The sequence below is a fragment of the Bacillus sp. WC2503 genome, from assembly GCF_052682895.1.
This window is the reverse complement of the sequence record NZ_JBQYMD010000001.1, coordinates 2,704,709-2,724,014: the sequence shown is the minus strand read 5'-3', so window position 1 is coordinate 2,724,014 and position 19,306 is coordinate 2,704,709. Positions and strand designations below refer to the sequence as shown.

At 33.4% G+C, this 19,306-nt stretch carries 15 protein-coding genes and 1 pseudogene; 11 read left to right on the top strand and 5 right to left on the bottom strand.

From position 1 onward, the window contains the following. The first annotated feature begins 229 nt into the window (after positions 1–229). Entirely contained in the window at positions 230–1,843 is a 1,614-nt protein-coding gene (locus ACUN26_RS13930; protein ID WP_000804117.1) for an FAD-dependent oxidoreductase, read from the top strand. 574 nt (positions 1,844–2,417) lie between these two features. Next, on the top strand, positions 2,418–3,362 hold the full coding sequence (locus tag ACUN26_RS13925) for a glycerophosphodiester phosphodiesterase (RefSeq protein WP_001226355.1): 945 nt from the start codon (positions 2,418–2,420) through the stop codon (positions 3,360–3,362). A 106-nt stretch (positions 3,363–3,468) separates the two neighbouring features. Here ACUN26_RS13925 and ACUN26_RS13920 read toward each other — a convergent pair. Next, positions 3,469–3,979, bottom strand: a pseudogene (locus ACUN26_RS13920) (DUF3916 domain-containing protein). Next, positions 3,972–4,823 (bottom strand): LysR family transcriptional regulator, encoded by an 852-nt coding sequence (locus ACUN26_RS13915; protein ID WP_000351717.1) that lies wholly within the window; start codon positions 4,821–4,823, stop codon positions 3,972–3,974. The pseudogene ACUN26_RS13920 and the gene ACUN26_RS13915 overlap by 8 nt, the downstream one beginning before the upstream one ends. 86 nt (positions 4,824–4,909) lie before the next feature. On the opposite strand from ACUN26_RS13915, the gene ACUN26_RS13910 reads away from it, so the two are divergent. After that, positions 4,910–6,142: an MFS transporter gene (locus ACUN26_RS13910; RefSeq protein WP_002039244.1), complete on the top strand. Its 1,233-nt coding sequence runs from the start codon at positions 4,910–4,912 to the stop codon at positions 6,140–6,142. Between the two features lie 112 nt (positions 6,143–6,254). Here ACUN26_RS13910 and ACUN26_RS13905 read toward each other — a convergent pair whose 3' ends face one another. Beyond that, the gene (locus tag ACUN26_RS13905) at positions 6,255–6,485 is read right to left on the bottom strand and encodes a hypothetical protein (RefSeq protein ID WP_000798811.1); all 231 of its coding nucleotides are present in this window, start codon (positions 6,483–6,485) and stop codon (positions 6,255–6,257) included. 257 nt (positions 6,486–6,742) lie between these two features. Between ACUN26_RS13905 and ACUN26_RS13900 the strand changes: the two genes are divergently transcribed. From ACUN26_RS13900 to ACUN26_RS13865, 8 genes are all read left to right on the top strand, one after another. Further along, complete coding sequence (locus ACUN26_RS13900) at positions 6,743–7,870, top strand: serine hydrolase domain-containing protein (protein WP_000915197.1); 1,128 nt, start codon at positions 6,743–6,745, stop codon at positions 7,868–7,870. A 300-nt stretch (positions 7,871–8,170) separates the two neighbouring features. Then, positions 8,171–9,328, top strand: coding sequence for an agmatine deiminase family protein (locus tag ACUN26_RS13895; RefSeq protein ID WP_000758193.1), 1,158 nt, complete (start codon positions 8,171–8,173; stop codon positions 9,326–9,328). A gap of 322 nt (positions 9,329–9,650) precedes the next feature. Further along, positions 9,651–10,067, top strand: a complete 417-nt coding sequence (gene psiE / locus ACUN26_RS13890) for a phosphate-starvation-inducible protein PsiE (protein ID WP_000916784.1) — start codon at positions 9,651–9,653, stop codon at positions 10,065–10,067. Between the two features lie 182 nt (positions 10,068–10,249). After that, positions 10,250–11,182 carry a bestrophin family protein gene (locus ACUN26_RS13885; RefSeq protein ID WP_000233830.1) on the top strand — a complete coding sequence of 311 codons (933 nt, stop codon included), beginning with the start codon at positions 10,250–10,252 and terminating at the stop codon, positions 11,180–11,182. 253 nt (positions 11,183–11,435) lie between these two features. Then, on the top strand, positions 11,436–12,413 hold the full coding sequence (locus ACUN26_RS13880) for an agmatine deiminase family protein (protein WP_000435611.1): 978 nt from the start codon (positions 11,436–11,438) through the stop codon (positions 12,411–12,413). Between the two features lie 102 nt (positions 12,414–12,515). Next, positions 12,516–13,337, top strand: a complete 822-nt coding sequence (locus ACUN26_RS13875) for a MerR family transcriptional regulator (RefSeq protein ID WP_000288096.1) — start codon at positions 12,516–12,518, stop codon at positions 13,335–13,337. 183 nt (positions 13,338–13,520) lie between these two features. Next, on the top strand, positions 13,521–15,263 hold the full coding sequence (locus ACUN26_RS13870) for an amidohydrolase (protein ID WP_000823350.1): 1,743 nt from the start codon (positions 13,521–13,523) through the stop codon (positions 15,261–15,263). Positions 15,264–15,370: 107 nt separating this feature from the next. Further along, on the top strand, positions 15,371–16,417 hold the full coding sequence (locus ACUN26_RS13865) for an agmatine deiminase family protein (protein ID WP_001244196.1): 1,047 nt from the start codon (positions 15,371–15,373) through the stop codon (positions 16,415–16,417). A gap of 50 nt (positions 16,418–16,467) precedes the next feature. Here the strand turns inward: ACUN26_RS13865 and pepF are convergent, their stop codons facing one another. Together pepF and ACUN26_RS13855 are read right to left on the bottom strand one after the other, a co-directional pair. Then, positions 16,468–18,255, bottom strand: coding sequence for an oligoendopeptidase F (pepF, locus tag ACUN26_RS13860; RefSeq protein WP_000137587.1), 1,788 nt, complete (start codon positions 18,253–18,255; stop codon positions 16,468–16,470). Positions 18,256–18,353: 98 nt separating this feature from the next. Then, positions 18,354–19,145: an arylamine N-acetyltransferase family protein gene (locus ACUN26_RS13855; RefSeq protein WP_000129201.1), complete on the bottom strand. Its 792-nt coding sequence runs from the start codon at positions 19,143–19,145 to the stop codon at positions 18,354–18,356. Positions 19,146–19,306 lie beyond the last annotated feature (161 nt).

Genomic DNA, 19,306 nt, shown 5'->3' with positions numbered 1-19,306 from the left:
ATTATTTCTGATTTCTATGATAGAACATGGCTCAACGTAAAGTAAGTTCTTTTGTTTTACTCTTTCATACACACACAATTCAGGTGGATTATAGATGTATGAAAAGGTAAAAGGGATTTTGGGGCGTAATCTATCTATATGATAATTCAAAATGAAATATAAGTCTATATTTCATTTTGAATTATATTTATGATACTGAGCTCAGAACAATGATGTGGAGGATAAATATATGAAACCAAATTATGTACCAGTTTTAATTGTTGGAGGGGGATTATCAGGATTAGCGTCTGCGTTATTTCTTGCAAAACATAATATTAGGTACTTACTTATTGAAAGACATCCGTCTACTGCAATTCATCCGAAAGCAGGCGGGCTTACTTTACGTACAATGGAGTTATTTCGAGAATTAGGTTTAGAAAATAGAATTAAATTGGCGGGGAAAGCACTAGAAAATTGCCGAGGAAGAATAGCGGTCCGTACAATAGCTGAGGCGAATAAGGAAGAATTGGAAAAAATGAGAGCCACTCAGTATGGAAACGATGAAAAGTTACTTCAAAAAATAGAAGAGATTAGCGCATCAAAACAAACTGCTTGTTATCAAATTATTTTAGAAGAAATGATGTTACAAGAAGCGAAGACATTAGGCGGAGAACTATCTTTTTATCATGAATTAATTTTATTTGAACAAAATGAGAACGGGGTAAAAGCAACGATTCGAGATCGTGAAACAGAAAAAGAGAGTGTCATACATTGTGATTATGTAATTGCAGCAGATGGGGCGAAAAGTAAAATACGTGAGCAGTTAGGGATTAAAACTGAGGGTCGTGGAACCATTGGTGGCTATTATATGAATATTTATTTTGAAGCTGATTTAAGTGAGTTTATACAAGGAGACGCATTCGGTTTTTCTATGGTACTTCATCCGGAGGTTCTTGGTGCACTCATCCCGGTTGATAACGTAAAAAAATGGATTTATCATGTAGCCTACGATCCATTAAAAGGAGAGGGGCCAGAGAATTTCAATATAGAACGTTGTAAACAAATTATTCAAACAGCAATTGGAAGTACAAATGTTGAATCAGAAATATTAAGTGTTCTACCGTGGGAAGCGAGTGAAAGTACAGCGATAAAATTTCAAGATAATCGCATTTTTTTAGTTGGTGATTCTGCACATATTATGCCGCCAACAGGAGGATTTGGTTCAAATACGGGAATACAAGATGCGCATAATTTAGCCTGGAAGTTAGCTGCTGTTATAAAAGGGAAAGCAAAACCGAAATTGTTAGAAACATACCATGATGAGAGATACCCTGTTGCAAAATTAACGACGGATTATGCGAGTAGTTTATTATTTCGTGCTGCGAATAGAGAGGAAGGCAGTTTGAATAATATGGATGGTTTAGCTGTAACTGTTGGGTATCAGTATTGTTCAGAGGCGATTATAGATGACTCCAACACTCCGCATAGAATGGATGTAGTAGAGTTGAACGGAAGACCTGGCACGCGAGCACCACATTTTTTTGGGGTGTATGAAGGGAAAGAAGCTTCTATACTAGACTTATTCGGTAACAATTTTGTATTACTTACAGGAATAGAAAATTGTTCTTGGGATGAAGCTGCACATGATGCTTCATCTAAATTAGGAATAAATATAAAAGTGTATCGAGTTGGTCTAAGTGGAGACTTTATTGCTCAAGAAGATGTTTTTAGCAAATTATATGGGATAGAGAATGGAGGTGCTGTATTGATTAGACCTGATGGCTTTATAGGGTGGCGTTCAGGGAAAGAGGTTATATCTCCAATAAACACAGTACTTGAAGAGGTTATGAACAATTTATTATGAAATTTTCAAATAAATAAGGAAGTGTGGTTGTATATAAATTATCCACTTTTTAACTAAGAATTGTAAAAAATGAAAGTTGTTATAAAAGATAATAATATTATGTAAATAAAATAGTTGATAAAAACAAAAAGACATTATAGCTAATCATTGTCCATAAAAGTCTGATCAGTGTGGACTAATACTCAATGGAGGATGCATAAAACTTGGTTGATTGAAGTTTTACTTTATTAAAAAATCATATTCACAAAATTTAATAGGTTTGGTATGATTAATTTCGACAAGTTAATAGAGGCCGGAGATATTTGAGAAAAGCCATAAATTTATTTAGGGATACAGGAGTGTCCTCTAAATAAATTATGGCTTTTTTTATTGAATGAACCGTACACAATAGGGAGTTACATGTGAAAAGGAGGCTATAGGAATGAAATAGTTTTCTTTATTAATAACATAGAGAAAATATATTTGTAAGATTGGAATTTTAATATAGGCTTATAAAAATAATGAAAGTATGTCTTCTATTTCGTGTAAATCTCATTAGCTTGTTGAAATTTGCAACGTAGGAAGGGTTAGAAGGATGAGAAAAATTATTAGCGTTTTAGTTATTTTCTTTATGACGGGAAGTATCTTTGCTGGGGGAGCTGTTCATGCGAAATCAGAAGGGAAGCATGAATGGAATACGAATAAGTTTTTAAATATTGCACATCGCGGAGCAAGTGGACATGCACCTGAGCATACTTTTACTTCTTATGATCTTGTGAAAAAAATGAAAGCGGATTATTTGGAGTTAGATATTCAATTAACAAAGGATGGCCAATTAATTGCAATGCATGATACAGCAGTTGATCGAACTACAAATGGTACAGGTGAAGTACGAGATAAAACGTTAAGTGAAATAAAGAGTTTAGATGCAGGGTCATGGTTCAATAAAGCTTATCCAGAAAAGGCTAAGCAAGAGTATATTGGTCAAAAAGTTCCGACTCTTGAAGAAATCTTTCAGAAGTACGGAAGAAGTATGAAGTATTATATTGAAACAAAATCGCCAGATGTGTATCCAGGAATGGAAGAGAAATTATTAGCGTTATTAAAAAAATATAATTTAATAGGTCAGAACATGTCTTCTAGTCGTGTTATGATTCAATCATTTAGTAAAGATAGCTTAAAAAAGATTCATAGTATGAATGAAAATATTCCGTTAGTCCAACTACTTTGGTATTATCCAAATGATAACAACGAGATTGTTGAATGGTCTGGCATTACACATGAGCCGAAAAGTGTAACGCATGATGATTTTCAAGAAATTAAAAAGTATGCAGTCGGTATTGGGCCAAACTTACGTAATGATAATGGAGAGTTAATTATTGATGAGTCATATATGAAAAAGGCTAGGGAAAATCACCTGCTTATTCATCCGTATACAATTAATGAGAAACCAGATATGAGATTGTTAATTAAATGGGGTGCTACAGGAATGTTTACAAATTATCCGGATCGGTTACATAGTGTTTTAAAAGGAAAATAAATAGGGAAAAAGGTATACCAATATTTTAGGTATACCTTTTTCTATGATGTAAAATGAGTGGTTACTGTTTCAGGGTAGATTCAAATAATAGAGTTCAGTGCATTCTTCACGCTAATTCTCCAATAAACCAAATCTCTTTTTTAGAGCATTCATCTTCGTCATGAATGATTTCTTGAAAGTGCAATGTTTTGACGGTATGCCAAATTTTAATTCCCCATTTTTCCCAAAAAACAGATTCATTTGAAAGCGGAATCCATTTTTGTAATTCACTATTTCTATGGAAAAAAGTATGAAAGTAGTCATCGTTTTTAAATATGATAATTTGAGAGCGCCATAAATCTGCAATGGAAATCATAACTACAACTCGATATGTATTTGTGTCGTTCGGTTTCATTTTCAATAATTGGTTTGCTTGATTTAATAAAGTTTGAATACACAATCTCTTTACTTTCCTAGGTGTTTTTTTGAGAGTTAATAAAAGCTTGTGAAACAGGTAAAGGCATATACCAATATTCATCATGATAGAAAGTAGAAGGGAATGTATTCGTATATTCCTCAATTCGTTTTATCATAGTGTTTGTTTTTCGTTTCATACCACGTATTTTCTTTTCACGCATTGTGGGTCATCTCCATAAATTTTTGTAATGCAGCTGAGTGAAAAATATCTTTTCTAGTAATAAAAGTAGTAGGGATTTTTTTGAAGCTATTTGGTAAAGGGTTGAATGATACGTCATGTTTATGACCATTTAAAATAGATTTCATCATAATTGCTATGCCCATACCTGATTTTACACATGCGAGTATCGCTTCAATCGTTCCAAACTCTAAAACTCGTTTAGGTGAAATTCCTTCTTCTTGAAGCCAGTCTTCTAATAACCTTCTATAATAGCACCCGTGACTAAAGGTAAGTAAATTCATGTCTCCTATGTCTTGGAAAGAGGATAAAGGATTTTTGCTAATGAGAACTAATTCTTCTTCACGAAATACATTTGCACGAAGTTCAGCGTGCTGAGTAGTTCCAGCGATAAATGCTCCGTCTAGTTTTCGGTCTAATACGAGATGGGTTAGCTGTTCCGTCGTATTTGTTTCTAAAACTAATTCGACTTGTGGGTAATTCTCATAGTAGTTCGCTAATATGGAAGGAATCCGAACAGCTGTTGTGGATTCTGTACATCCGATTTTTAAAGTGCCTTTTGGTTCGGTTCCATTACTTTGGACCGCTTTAACAGATTGCTCCATTAAGTGGATGATTTGTTTTGCGTATGTTAATAAAATCTCGCCGTTAGAAGTTAAAGTAACACCTTTTCCATTTCGATAAAATAAAGGCACACCTAATTCGTTTTCTAGTTGTTTCATACGCATCGTTACGCCAGATTGCACATAGTTTAAATTTTTTGCTGCATGAGATATATTTCTTTCTTTTGCAACTTCGTAAAAAACAGTTAAATCTTTTATGTCCACGTATCATCCCTCCGAAAAAGGTATCAATTTTTTTGATGGATTATATGATTAATATTTATTTTATATGATATCAAAAATTTCATACAATGGAAGGGGATGGAGGGATCTTAATGCTAATGAAAGAGAATGTGAACAGTACTTATAAGTGGATGATGTTAATTTTTGCGACGATTGCTCAAACGACAGCGACACTTATAACGTATGGTGTCGGAGCTTTCGCTTTATTTTGGAAGGAAGAATACGCACTTACGAATATGGAGAGTGGGTTATTAGTAAGTGTTGTAAATATTGGACCGCTATTTTGCATGCTTTTTGTTGGGAAGCTACTTGATCAATATAATGAAAAGTGGTTAATTACTATCAGTTCATTTTTACTCGGAGGTTCGCTCTTACTGACTAATATAGTAAATGGATTTAAAGGGTTACTCTTTGTCCTTTTGTTAGTAGGAATGTTTTATAGTGTTTCCCAGCCGGGAGGAAGTAAAGTGATACTAAAATGGTTCTCAAAAGAAAATCGTGGGTTAGCAATGGGGATCAGGCAAGCCGGTATACCGATTGGTGGTGTACTAGCGGGAGTATTAATTCCGTTACTTGTAATAAAATATAATTTGTCTTATGCGATACATGTAATAGGAAGCATTTGTATAATAGGTGGTCTTTTATTTTCTATATTTTATCGAGATTCATGTGTTCGGAAGGAAGGGAAAGAAGAACGTATAAAAACCTCTTTTTGGGTGCAGTTAAAATCAGTGATGCATAAAAAAGCGTTGTATCCAATTTATATAACTGGTATTTGCATGATTTCATTACAAATGTTGTTAGTTGGACATTTTATAAATTTTTTAGTAATGGAACAATCAATTACACCTATTTTAGCCGGAAAAGTATTTTCAGTTATGTTCTTTTCTGGAATGATTGGCCGTATTACATTGGCAGCTGTTAGTGATTTGTGTTATAAGGGAAACCGGCGCATCCCTTTATTTATATCGGTCTGTACTTCTATCTGTTTTATTCTTATGTTAGTAATGAATATACATACAATAAGGAGTGAGTTCTTGTATGTTGTAAGTGCATTGTTAGGGTTCTTTTCGATTGGCTGGTTCAGTCTTTTTATAATTGAAGTTGCAGAAACGGCAAGTGAAGAATCTGTAGGGATGACAGTGAGTTTTGCTCTTACATTAAATCAAATTGCTATTATTGTTGCACCTGTCTTATTTGGGTATATTGTAGATCAGAAAGGGTATACGTATGCGTGGTTGTGTATAGTTGTATTACTAAGTATTTCAGTACTCAGCTTATATAGGGAGAATAAAAAATAAAGGAAAGTTAGCAATGTGAATTTTTGGTGAAGAAAATATAAAGAAATGCCATATGAGCGACATTTCTTATTGAATATGCTGTATAATCAAAAAAAGAAAATGAGATTCGTTTTCAATTACGTTCATTTCCTCTTTTGAAATTACCTGTAATTTTAGCCATAATCAGTTGTTGTTCTTTATCGTTATTTGCATGATTTATTTTGTTTAAAAATTTTTCAGCGTCATTTCCTTTTAAAATCATAATTTGTTTTCCGTAATATTCAATGAAAACTATATTGTTCTTTGTTATCCGATAATGAAACATTCTATCATCTAAACGATTGCGTCTATCGGTATTTTTCATATTACATCTCCATTCTGTATGATGTGTAATAAATGTTACATAAGAAATTGAAATTATAGTCAGGCGCATCCGATTGTATGCTGGATATTTTTTAAGAAAGAAATACAATAGAGAGTAGTTGAAAGTTGAATGTGATAAAAAGGAATCTAATTTAAATAAAGAGAATAGCAAGTAATATTATAAAATATCTGAAAATTAAAAGATATAGAATAGAATGGATGCACGTTAAGTGAAACTAGAAAAAGAGGGTTCCTATTATGTTAAAGAAATGGTTAATCGTTTTCTTTATTTTTGCTGTTTTTTGTGGGAGTGTCGTTGCACTAATACATGCAAAGAAAGATAAAAAATATGATATAAAGGCATTTTCGAATATAATTGATAAGCAAAAGGACGAGCAGCAAGAAGTTAGTATAAACGAGAAAAAACGCTATGAAAGTGCAGCGGGAAAACTAGATCAATATTTAAAAGATAAAGGGTTTAATGGGAGTGTTCTAGTAGCTAGCAAAGGTCATGTGATTTTACGAAAAGGTTACGGCTATGCGAATGTGAAAGATAAAATGTTAACAACGCCAAGAACGAAGTATCGTATCGGTTCCATTACGAAAACAGTCGTTGCGATATCTATTATGCAACTAAGAGAAAAAGGGAAATTAAATATTGAAGACAATGTCAATAAGTATATTCCATCGTTTCCGGCAGATAAAAACATTACGTTACGAAATTTGTTAACACATACGTCCGGGTTACCAGAACAGGGGCAAGGGAGTGTTGATGCAGCGTCACGTTTAAAGTTAGTAACGTGGATTGGTGCGCAAACGTTACAATTTCCTGCAGGGACAGGATGGAAATATACAGATTATAATTATATGGTGTTAGCGTATATTGTCGAAAAGATTACGAATAAACCGCTTGCTGAATATGTGAAAGAAAATATTTTTAATCCTGTTGGAATGCATGAATCTGGAATGGGGGCAACTCTACCGGAAGATATTTTCTTAGCAGAAGGTTATATGAAAAAAGATAATGAATTAATAGATGCGCCTCGCTTAAAAATGAACTGGCTATATGGTTGTGGTGAAATGTATACGACTGTTGAAGATATGAAAAAATTAGATGAGGCTATTATGGATGGGAAATTGCTTTCTAAGCAAGGCTTATCTGATATGTTTACTGTATCACCTGCAAGAAAATATGGATTTAGTTTCTATATTTACCCAGACTATTATCATAATCATGGGGTATTAGCTGGTTGGAACACATTTAATAATTTTAACTGGGATAAACGAACGTTTGTTATATTATTCTCTAACGTACAGAATGGTATGAATGATACGTTTAATCAAGAGTTTAGAAAAATGGCGAATGATTTAATAGAAGAAAAATAAATGTTTAAAAATCGGTATTGATATGAAATGATCAATACCGATTTTTTTATTTAATAATGTTTTATTTAGTGAACAAGCAAGTATGAGAAGGGAGTAAGATTAGAATAAATTTATGAAGGAAGTTAAAAAATAGTAATGTTAAATAGAGGGGGTTACTTTGTGAATGCCCTCTATTTTTATTGGAATTTTACGATTATCACGTGGGAGAATAATTGGTAATTTTTACATCGATGAAAAATCTTGAGCTTCACACTATGTGAAGCTTTACATTATTGAAGACAAGAACAGGAGGGGCAGAAAATGAAAAAAGTAGTGAAGTTTTGTTTGATAGCTACATTAGCTACAACGATTATAAGTGGATGTTCTTATGAAGGTGGAAATGAAAATGCAAAAGGGAAAGAGAATGAGAAGGTAGAGGTACAGAAAAAGATTGGAAAATACACGATGCCGGATGAAACAGATAAACATGAAGGTACATGGCTACAATGGCCACATGAATACACATATGGTCAAGAGTATCAAAAAGAAGTTGAACCTATTTGGGTTAAGATGGCAAGTGCTTTAACTACGGGTGAAAAAGTCCACATTGTTGCATATGACCAGGAAGAAAAAGAGAGAATCAATAAGCTTTTAACAGATGAAGGGCTAAATATGGAGAAGATTGATTTCATTATAGCACCTACGGATGATGTATGGGCAAGAGATAGTGGACCAATTTTTGTTTATGACAATGATAAAAATCTAAAAATATTAGATCCAGCATTTAATGGTTGGGGGAATAAAACACCTTACAAAAATGATGCTCGTATTCGTGAGAACGTTAGTAAGCAATTAGGGATTGAAAGAATTGATTGGGGGAAATTTGTCCTTGAAGGTGGCGCAATTGAATTAGATAGCAATGGGACTGCTTTATTAACTCGAAGTTCTGTAACGAATAAAAATAGAAATCCTGATTTATCGGAAAAGGAAATTGAAAAATATATAAGTGACCTTGGGGTGTCAAACATTATTTGGTTAGATGGAGTACCTAATTTAGATATTACGGACTTTCATATTGATGGATTTGCTAAATTCCATAATAAATCTACTATTGTAACGATGAAAGAAGACGACCTAGCCGAATGGGGTTTGTCTAACAAAGATATGGATACATTGTTAGATGCAAAAAATGCTTCAGGAAATAAGTATAAGTATGAATACTTACCACTTAGTAAAGACAAGGTTGCTTTAGAAAATGGGAAAACTCTTGATTATAAGGGATCATATATCAATTATTATATTGGGAATAAAGTGGTATTGGTGCCTAATTATAATGATCCAAATGATAAAATCGCAAACGACGCGATTCAGAAGTTATACCCGGATCGTAAAGTAGTAGGTATTGATGTGAGAGAGCTTTATAAAAATGGCGGTATGATTCATTGTGTGACACAACAACAACCAATTCAATTGAAATAGTCGTTTGGAGTTTCGTTATACTGCTGTATAGACAAAATAGATGAAATACTATCTTTACCTATTTTGTCATGCTTTATTATTCGTAAAAATAAAACGTTTTAATATAATGATAATCGGAGTATAGTGTATTGTCGCTTTTCGTTTTATCCCGCTATTTGCGGGTAGTAAGACTCTCACCTTAAAACTCGACTCGAAAAAAGAAGTTAGGTGGGAGTCGGGCTGTCCATAAACGCCCGATTAGTGTGGGCTAATAATCAGTAGGGGGTGAACAACCCCCCTACTGATTAAAGTTTCACTTTATATGGAAAAGGAGAAAATGTTTGTGTTAAAGAACTTAAAAATAGTATTTTCGTTTTTCCCTATCGTTCTACAGTACATTTTAAATGTAGCTTTGATTTGTTTAGGGGTTGTTCTAAGTGTGTTTCTTGTGAAAGAAGTCATTCAATTTATACAAGAACTGAAATTAAATGGTGAGGAATCTAGTTATCATTTGATCGATAGTATCGTCGTATTCTTTTTATATTTTGAATTCATCGTAATGATTATAAAGTATTTTCAAATGAATTTTCATTTTCCATTACGATATTTTATATATATAGGTATAACAGCTATCGTTCGTCTCATTATTATAAATCATGATAGTCCAATAGATATATTGTTATACGCCTGCGCGATTCTTGTATTAATTAGTGCTTTATTCATTGCGAACTCTAAAATAATGCGTCGTGATTTAGAATAGTGAACATTTGTTGTCTAAATTTTAAAAGTGGTATATCTTTTGGCTCAAAAAGGAGTAAGAGTATTGAAAGAAATAATTTTCACCAGTTTCGTAATGATAGGGTTTATGATTCTACTATTTAATTGTATACTTTCGTAATTTTTAAGGATAAAAAGTTAAAAAGGGAAGAGGCTTTTGTAAATATGGTACATTACAATAATCAAAATAGTTTACATCGAATATTTACATTAAAGGGAACAGTTATAAGAGATATTTTCCCACAAATTTTATTATATATGTGCATTTCAACAGTAATCACTGTGATTAATTACTATTATGCAGAAATAAAAATTAATCAAACTCCTTGGGTAATTGTTGGAGGAGCTTTAGGTCTACTGTTAGTTTTTCGTACGAACACTGCCTATGATCGGTACTGGGAAGGTAGAAAGTTATTTGGCACGATTGGTGCTTCTACTAGAAACTTAGCAGTTAGTTTTTTATGTCATTGGGAGTCTGAAGAGAAAAAGACGGATCAGGAAAAGCTAAAATTTTTACATTTATTAATTGCTTTTCCTAAGATAGCGAAAGGGCATTTGAGAGACGATAAAGATCTAACTGAAATAAAAGCATTGCTTAATATTTGTTCCGAGAAGGAAAAGGAAATATTGGCGGAGTCTATTCATTTACCAATTAGTATAGTTTTTATGTTAAAAACTATACTATCAAAAGGTTTAAAAACGGGTCGAATTCATCCAAATGTAATAATTAATATGGAAGCTGATTTGAATAATTTGCTTACGGCTGTGGGTGGATGTGATCGTATTAAAACAACGCCTATCCCATTTGCATATTTTGCTCATATTAAAATTTTACTGCTCATATTTTGCGGGACTTTACCGATCGGGCTTGTTGATAGTCTTGGATGGTTTACAGTACTTGCAACTACGTTTATAAGTTTTGCATTTATAGGGATTGAAGCAATAGGGGTTGAAATTGAAGATCCATTTGGCCAGGACCCAAACGATCTTCCATTAGAAGGGATTTGTATAGGAGTAGAAACACATGTATTAGATTTATGTAATCAAAACGGTTTGCTCGAAGTAATGGATATGAATCTTGATAGAAAAATCAGCTAATCATTCATTGGGTATGATGATTATATTTTTAATGTTGTATGAAAAGCGTTATTTTCAAATCTTGTCAAGAGTTACTTTACGGCTTAACGACAGCTATATATTTTTATATAAATATATAATATTTCTCCGTGCTATAATCCATTCATGAAATGTGCACGTTTCAAAAATTGTAATGAAAAGAGAAATGGATTGGGGAATAGTTGGCTGATTGAAATCAGTTATGTAATCATTATTAAAAAGCGAGGTAAATAAAATGGAACAAAAACATAGTGGCATTATTTTTACTGCAATACCAGACGAATCGAATGAATATTATCAACCATTGTATGAAGACATTATTTACTTTAATGAATACTTAAATGAAAAAAAATCATTTACCGATCAACTTATATCTTTATCTGTTGAAGAGCAAGACTTTCATACAAACTTCTTTGAGTATGATGATATTTGGCTAAGAGATGTTGCGCCAGTTATAACGAATCATCTTGTTAAATTTAAATATTACCCAAACTATTTACCAGAGGATCAAGGGCGATATTTAGATCAACAATTTAATAAATGGTTGAACAAAAATGAATTTGAGTATGTGAAATCACCATTAATATTGGATGGTGGCAATCTTATTTGGAATAAAAAAGATACTGTTATATTAACAGAACGCATATTTGATGACAACGATGATTGGACGGAAGAGGAAATAATTGAGCAATTAGAGTGGGATTTAGATGTAAGCCGGGTTATTATTATTCCTGCTGAAGAAGGAGATGTACTTGCGCACGCGGACGGAATGGTTAAATTTATTGATGAACACACAATGTTTATTAGTGATTTTCTAGGTGATAATGAATTTAGATATCATGTGCAAGAGATTATTCAAGAGCAAATGCCAGAAGCTGAATTTATCGTTGTTCCTTCGTCATATACAGAGAAAGGGCAATATGATCAAGAAATTGCATCGGCAAAAGGTTTATATATAAATATGTTAGAAACATGTGACGCCCTTTATGTTCCTAAGTTTGGATTAGCAAAAGACGGGGAAGTTTTACGATATATTCAACAGCATACGGAAAAACAAGTCATTCAAATTCATGTAGGAGAAATATCGACTATGGGAGGTGCAATGAATTGTTTAACGTGGTATTGTCCGAGTCATTTATTGCCTTCAAAAATGAAAAGATTGAGCAGTCAGGGTGAAAGTTCTTCAATTAGAAAAATTTTTGATTGGTTTTAATAAGGTGAAACTTTAATTAGAGGAGGTCATCCCCTCTAATTATTAGCCCATACCAATCGGGATGAATAAGTTTATAAGAAAATGTATTCAAGGGGTATTTATATGTATACAATTACTGAATTTTCACGAATTTGTAAAATGAGTACACGGATGCTAAGGCATTATGACAAAGAAGAGATATTAAAACCAGCATATGTGAATCCGGTAAATGGATATAGATATTATGAACAAGGGCAGCTGGAAGTAGCGTTAAAAATTAAAAAGCTGAGGGAGTACAAGTTTCCTTTACCAAAAATTATAATCATTCTCCAGTCAGCAGATCAAGATTCGTTTGTTGAACATATGCAATCTCAAATTATGGAGTTATCTCATGAAGTGAAACAAAATTTACAGGTTATTTCAGAAATGAATGAAATAGTAAATATGAATAAAGGTCTAAATATTGCTCGCCATAGAAGTTACGATATATTAATTGGAATGAGAAATGAAATAACAGTAATTGCTCAAAAGTTACAAATAGATATAGACGATATGGATGATTATTTTTATGACTTATATGAACAAGTACAAAAAAATAGCTTTCAAATAGTCGGTTCTCCATCTACAGTTTTTTATGATGAAGAGTATATTCCAAATCGCAGCTATATAGAATTAAGAATTCCGATTATGGATGAAGATAATAAAGGTGTATTACAAGAGTGCGACATAAAAAGGTTAAAGCAGCATCAAATTGTTACCACTTTGCATTATGGCAGCTATGACTATATAGGTTATGCTTATATGGCGTTAGAAGAGTGGGTTGAAAGGAATGGCTATATACTAGAGAGTCATCCATATGAAGTCTATATAAAGGGACCAGAATGTGATTGTTTAACAGAAGAGTATGTGACACAAATTTGTTTTTTAGTTACGAAAATAGAATGAGAATAAGGATTGACATTAACATTATGTCAATCCTTATTCTATATACGAAAGCAATTTATCCCGCTATTTTTTGGGAGTCAGGCTGTCCGTAAAAGCCTGATGGATGTGGGCAAATAATTAGTGAGGGATGGAGTCCACCACTGATTAAAGTTTCATTTTATCATAATAAAAAGGAGAAAGAATATGAAAAGAAAAATCATGATTATTTGTTTGATTCTAAGTATGGTATGGATTTCAGCGTGTACGCCTGAAGTAGGAGAAGGTGAGAATGGTAGCTCTGCTCTACCTAGTCAGTTGCCCAAAAATGTAGTGTTTAAAAATGGTACAATTTACACTTCTAATGAAAAGCAAGAAATGGCAGAAGCTATAGAGATTAAAGATGGGAAAATTACTTTTGTCGGTTCAAATAAGGATGTAGAAAAATTGATTAATAAAGATACGAAAGTGATAAATCTACAAGGACGTCAACTTCTTCCTGGTTTTGTGGATAATCATAATCATATTTTTGAAGCGAAATCACCAGCAGCAGGGAATTGTAGTGTCTCACCAGATGCTGCGTTGCAAGAACAACGCTCGTATTTAAATGCTTGTAAAAAAGATGTGAAAGATGGGGAATGGATAAGTGGAACAGGATTTAGTTTGGAAGAGCTGTTAAAAAATATGGATGAAAAGTCAGAACAACAAACGCCATTACAAGTTCTTGATGAGCTATTTCCTAATAACCCAGTAATAATTATGGAAAGAACCTCTCATTCTGTATGGGTTAACTCGAAAGCATTGGAGTTGGCTGGGATAAATAAAGATACGAAAGATCCACAAGGTGGAAGAATTATTCGGGATCCAGAAACAGGAGAACCGTTTGGTATTCTTTATGATACAGCTGGAGATATCGTAATGGAAAAAGCATGGAATGCCCAACCGAATTTGTTCGAAAAAAATTATGAAGGTTTGCTGGACGGCTTAGATGAAGTTGCGAAGAATGGTATTACTACAGTGGGGGATGGACGTCTCTATTGGAAACGAGGCTGGTTAGATGTTTGGAATAAAGTAAATGATGAGAAAAAGTTAACGTCACGGGTAGTACTTCGTCCGTGGGTGTATCCGAACTTAAATGAAGCAGAACAAATCGAGTATTTCCAAAAGATTAAGCGAGATGATTTGTCATCACGCATGCTTATTAATCAAGTGAAGATGTATAGTGATGGAATTAGTATTAACAGTACAGCGAAAACGCTTGAAAAATATAAATTTGAGTGGTTTAAAGGAACCCCGTATGGTTTGAACTATATTCCAGAAGAAAAAATGAAATGGTGGTTAACTGAACTTAATAAACTTGGTTACGGTGCACTTATTCACACAATTGGAGATAGTGGAGTAAGAGAGAGTTTAAATGCAATTGAAGCAGCGAAAAAAGAAGGGGCAAAACAGCCGTATACGCTTACGCACGTGGAAATGGTAGAAGATAGTGATATGAAGCGTTTTGCTCATTTAGGAGTTAGCGCTGATTTTCAAGTCGGTCATGATTTTGCGGAAGATCCTAAACAAAGCTGGGCAAGTACGTATTTTACAGCCCAGCAAATGAAACGAATTATGCCGTTAGGACAAATTTGGAAAACAGGTGCAAATGTATCACTTAGTAGTGATTGGGATGTAAATGAATTGAATCCACTTGTGACGATTTCGAACGCATTAAGTATTGATGAGAAAGGCTTGTCTAATGTACAGGCTGCTATTGATGCTTATACAATTAAGCCAGCTAAGGCACTAGGACTTGATAAGATTACTGGCTCAATTGAAGTAGGAAAATCGGCTGATATCGTAATACTAAATGAGGATATTACTAAAATGAGTGTCGATAAGATTCCGAGTGTGAAAGTATTAATGACAGTTTTACAAGGAGAAGTAGTGTATCACAAGGGAGAATAAAGAGTAACGTTATGAAGTAGTTACAAGCAAATGAATATATTGTTGTTGACCTTAACACGATGTCAAAGTATAGACTGGACTTACATTTAGAGAAGGGGTGAACATGTATGAGAAATATAGAAAATAGTTTGTTTTATATGCCTGCAGAATGGGAGAAACATGAGGGGACATGGCTCCAATGGCCTCATGATAAAACGCATAGAGGTGAAGGTTACAGAGCTAAGTTAGATGATATTTGGGTAACGATGGCGAAGGAGCTTCATTACGGAGAGAATGTGCATATTGTTGTATATGATGAAGAAGAAAAAACACATGTCCAATCGAAGCTAATTGAAGAGAACGTAAATATGGATAAAATTGATTTTTTAGTTCAAGAAACTGATGATATATGGATAAGAGATAATGGACCGATATTTGTAAAAGATAAGGAAGAAAATCTCTGCTTAACGCACTGGATTTTTAATGGTTGGGGGGATAAATATCCGTATGAAAATGATGCTGTTATTCCGGACGAAATAAGTGAAATGTATAGTATCCCAAAAGTTGCAGCAAGTGTTTGTCTAGAAGGTGGAGGAATAGAGATAAACGGAAACGGGACCTTAATGGCGGCAAAAACTTCTATTATAAATGAAAATCGAAATCCTACACTAAGTCAGGAAGAGATTGAAATGGAGTTAACGAAGTATTTAGGGGTAACGAATTTTATATGGATAACTGGTATTCGTGGTGAAGATAATTATGATGAAGATACGGATTATCATATTGATGGGGCAGCACGTTTTGTAAATGAAAATACGATTCTTTATGAATATGATCCTTTCGGGGAAGGAGAGGCGTACCTTTTGGATGCGCAAGAAAAGCATTATCAAGAATTGCGACAAGCGAGAAATATAGATGGAAGTCCATTTCAACTCCTCCCAGTACCAGTAACAAGAAAAGTGGTAAAAGAGGCAGACTGTAAAGGTTCGTATTTGAATTTCTATATTGGAAATGAAGTTGTATTGGTTCCTATATACGGTGATGAACATGATAAGTTAGGACTGCAAATCATTGAAGGGCAGTTTCCAGGAAGAAGAATCGTTGGTATTCATGTAAATGCACTGTATGCGTATGGTGGTATGATTCATTGTGTGACGCAGCAACATGTAGAATAAAGTGATTCGAATGAAAAAAGCATGCAGAGTATATACTCTGCATGCTTTTTTTATAATGCTGAAAACTCTTCAACAAGTTGAGTAAAGCGATTTAATGCACTTTCAATCGGTTCTGGCGTAGTTAAATCAACACCAGCTTTTTTCAGTAGGTTTAATGGATAGTCAGAACTTCCGCCTTTAAGGAATTCGATATAGTTTTTTTGTGCATTTGGATCACCGCTTAATAATTTATCGGCAATTTGAATGGCAGAGGCGAATCCAGTTGCGTATTTGTACACGTAAAATGGACGATAGAAATGAGGGATTCTAGACCATCCATATTTTACTTCTTCATCAAATACAAGTGAATCACCGTTATATTCTCTAAATAGCTTTTCATAAATTTCGCTAAAGACTTGGGCGTTTAATGGTTTACCTTGTTCGGCCATTTCATGTGTGATTTTTTCAAATTCTGCAAACATGATTTGTGTAAAGAAAGTACCTTTAAAGCTATCGATAAAGTAGTTAATTAAATGATTACGTACGTTCGTTTCTTTCGCTTCTTTTAATAAGTAGTGAATTAATAACACTTCATTTACTGTAGAGGCGACTTCTGCAACAAAAATGGAATAGTGTGCAGAAATTCTTGGTTGGTATCCGTGTGAATAATGCGTATGCATACCGTGACCACACTCATGAGTAAGTGTGAAAAGGCTATTTAGATCATCGTGATGATTTAAAAGAATGAATGGGTGAACGCCATATACCCCAAAGTTATAAGCACCCGAACGTTTTCCAGGTGTTTCTCTCACATCTATATATCGTTTATCTTTAAAACCTTTTAATGTTTCAATATACTTTTCTCCTAAAGGAGCAAGTGATGCAATCATAGTATCAAACGCTTCGTCATATGGAATGTCTTGTTTTACACCTTGTACTAAATCGACGCTTAAGTCGTATTGTCTTAGTTCGTCTACATTTAATTTTTCTTTACGAATTTCATTGTATGTATGTAATGTTTGAATGTTTTTTTTCGTTGTATCAATTAGGTTTTCATATACCTCTTTCGGAACCATATCGCCAAATAATGATTTCTCTAAAGCTGATGGATATTTTCTTAGCTTTGAAACAGTAACATTATTTTTAATAGCAGAAGATAATGTAGAAGCGATTGAGTTCTTTAACTGAACATACGGTTTGTAATATGCCTTATAAGCTTCTTTACGTTTCTCACGATTCTCATCTTCTATTAACTTCGAATACATTCCACGTGTTAAGTTCACTTTCTTTCCATCATCATTCGTCACTTCACCAAATGATATATCTGCATTATTTAGCATACCAAATGTATGTTGCGGAGAGGAAAGTGCTTCACCCATTTGGGATAAAATTTCTTCTTGATCCGTATTCAATACGTGTTTTTTATAACGGTATAATTCAAATAAGTCTTCTTTATAGTATAGTAACCCTTCCGTTTCTTCTATGTAAGAGTGTAAAGTGTTTTCTTCTACGCTAAGTAAGAATGGGGAGAAGAATGATTTCGCTGCGCTTACCTTTACATGTAATTGTGATACTTTATCGACAAGGGATTGGGCGTCAGTATCGCGTGTATCAAGATCAGATTGTAATCGCGCATAAGCGAACATTAAAGATAATATGCTAGATATTTCTTCACTCTTTGTTAAATAAGCTAATAAACGATTGCCATCGTGAATATCTCCATTAAATTCTTTTAGTTCAATTGTTAACATTTCTATTTTTTTATAATCATTTTCCCAATCATCAATCGTATCGTAAATATCTGTTAACTTCCATTTTTCATTATCGGGTACTTGTAATCGATCTTTAAGTTCTGTCATAATCATTTCCTTTCTAAACGTGTAGTCATATTCCTATATAACTATGAAATACAACAAATTGCAAAAAATCCCTGCTGTAAATAGCAAGGCTTAAACAGTTATAGTGTAATTCCGAACTTCGAATGTAAAAGGTTTGTATATTGCTCGTCTGTAACTTCTTCTTTAGATTTTGTACCGTCCTTTGTTATTGTAAGACGATCTTTTGTTAAAGAAACGTGTCCGTCATGTGTAAGTTTTACAATAAGAGGTACTTTGTTAAATGGTGAGCCCTCATGTTCAACGATGATTTTTTGTGCTGTATTCGCTTTCGTTTCATCCACTTCTTCTATATAAAATGCATAGCCTAATGTCCAATCATCAGCAGAAGATTGATCTAGAAACTCATTGTTTTTACGCATTTCTAAAATGTAATTTCCTTTTTCAGTTGTTTCTTTGCGAATACGATAATCTCCTGTTACTGAGTGAACGACTTCACCTGAGAAAGGAACAGGTGCAAGAGGTAAGTATGATCCGAACCCCACTTCAATTAAATAAAGTTCATGATGATGTTTTAAAACAGTTGCGATATGTCCGGAATCGACAGCCCATATAGAGTTCGCAGCATTGTAAACTGTTCCTGAAACTAAATAAACATCCAATCCAAAGTCTTTAAGAAAGTAATACATAGTAGGATTTAGTTCATAACAAAGACCGCCACGGTTGTTTACTAAAATTTTTTCTTTTAAATTCTCTTTTGATATTTCTTTAAAGTTATTTTCGAGAACATTTAAATTTTCAAATGGAACAGTTTGCGCCATTCCATACATAAGTTGAGATAAATCTTCAAATGATATGGTTTCTTTTTCTTCTATATGTAAACGTGCGAAAAATTGTTTTTGAAAGTCTGTCATAGAAATCCCTCCGTCATACTTTTATAGATAAATTGTATACAATTTTGAATACGATGTGAATTTTAAACTATGTGGGGGTACTTGTGGAATAGTTAAATTCATATTTTGAAAAATAATGTGAGAGATTAAAAGATTGTTACTTTACTAACTGTAGAACGAAT

Excerpts from the sequence above, each read along its gene's own strand:
- ACUN26_RS13930 (WP_000804117.1), top strand. The coding sequence starts at position 230 with ATGAAACCAAATTATGTACCAGTTTTAATTGTTGGAGGGGGATTATCA.
- ACUN26_RS13925 (WP_001226355.1), top strand. The coding sequence starts at position 2,418 with ATGAGAAAAATTATTAGCGTTTTAGTTATTTTCTTTATGACGGGAAGT.
- ACUN26_RS13910 (WP_002039244.1), top strand. The coding sequence starts at position 4,910 with ATGGAAGGGGATGGAGGGATCTTAATGCTAATGAAAGAGAATGTGAAC.
- ACUN26_RS13905 (WP_000798811.1), bottom strand. The coding sequence starts at position 6,485 with ATGAAAAATACCGATAGACGCAATCGTTTAGATGATAGAATGTTTCAT.
- ACUN26_RS13900 (WP_000915197.1), top strand. The coding sequence starts at position 6,743 with ATGTTAAAGAAATGGTTAATCGTTTTCTTTATTTTTGCTGTTTTTTGT.
- ACUN26_RS13895 (WP_000758193.1), top strand. The coding sequence starts at position 8,171 with ATGAAAAAAGTAGTGAAGTTTTGTTTGATAGCTACATTAGCTACAACG.
- ACUN26_RS13885 (WP_000233830.1), top strand. The coding sequence starts at position 10,250 with ATGGTACATTACAATAATCAAAATAGTTTACATCGAATATTTACATTA.
- ACUN26_RS13880 (WP_000435611.1), top strand. The coding sequence starts at position 11,436 with ATGGAACAAAAACATAGTGGCATTATTTTTACTGCAATACCAGACGAA.
- ACUN26_RS13875 (WP_000288096.1), top strand. The coding sequence starts at position 12,516 with ATGTATACAATTACTGAATTTTCACGAATTTGTAAAATGAGTACACGG.
- ACUN26_RS13870 (WP_000823350.1), top strand. The coding sequence starts at position 13,521 with ATGAAAAGAAAAATCATGATTATTTGTTTGATTCTAAGTATGGTATGG.
- ACUN26_RS13865 (WP_001244196.1), top strand. The coding sequence starts at position 15,371 with ATGAGAAATATAGAAAATAGTTTGTTTTATATGCCTGCAGAATGGGAG.
- pepF (WP_000137587.1), bottom strand. The coding sequence starts at position 18,255 with ATGACAGAACTTAAAGATCGATTACAAGTACCCGATAATGAAAAATGG.
- ACUN26_RS13855 (WP_000129201.1), bottom strand. The coding sequence starts at position 19,145 with ATGACAGACTTTCAAAAACAATTTTTCGCACGTTTACATATAGAAGAA.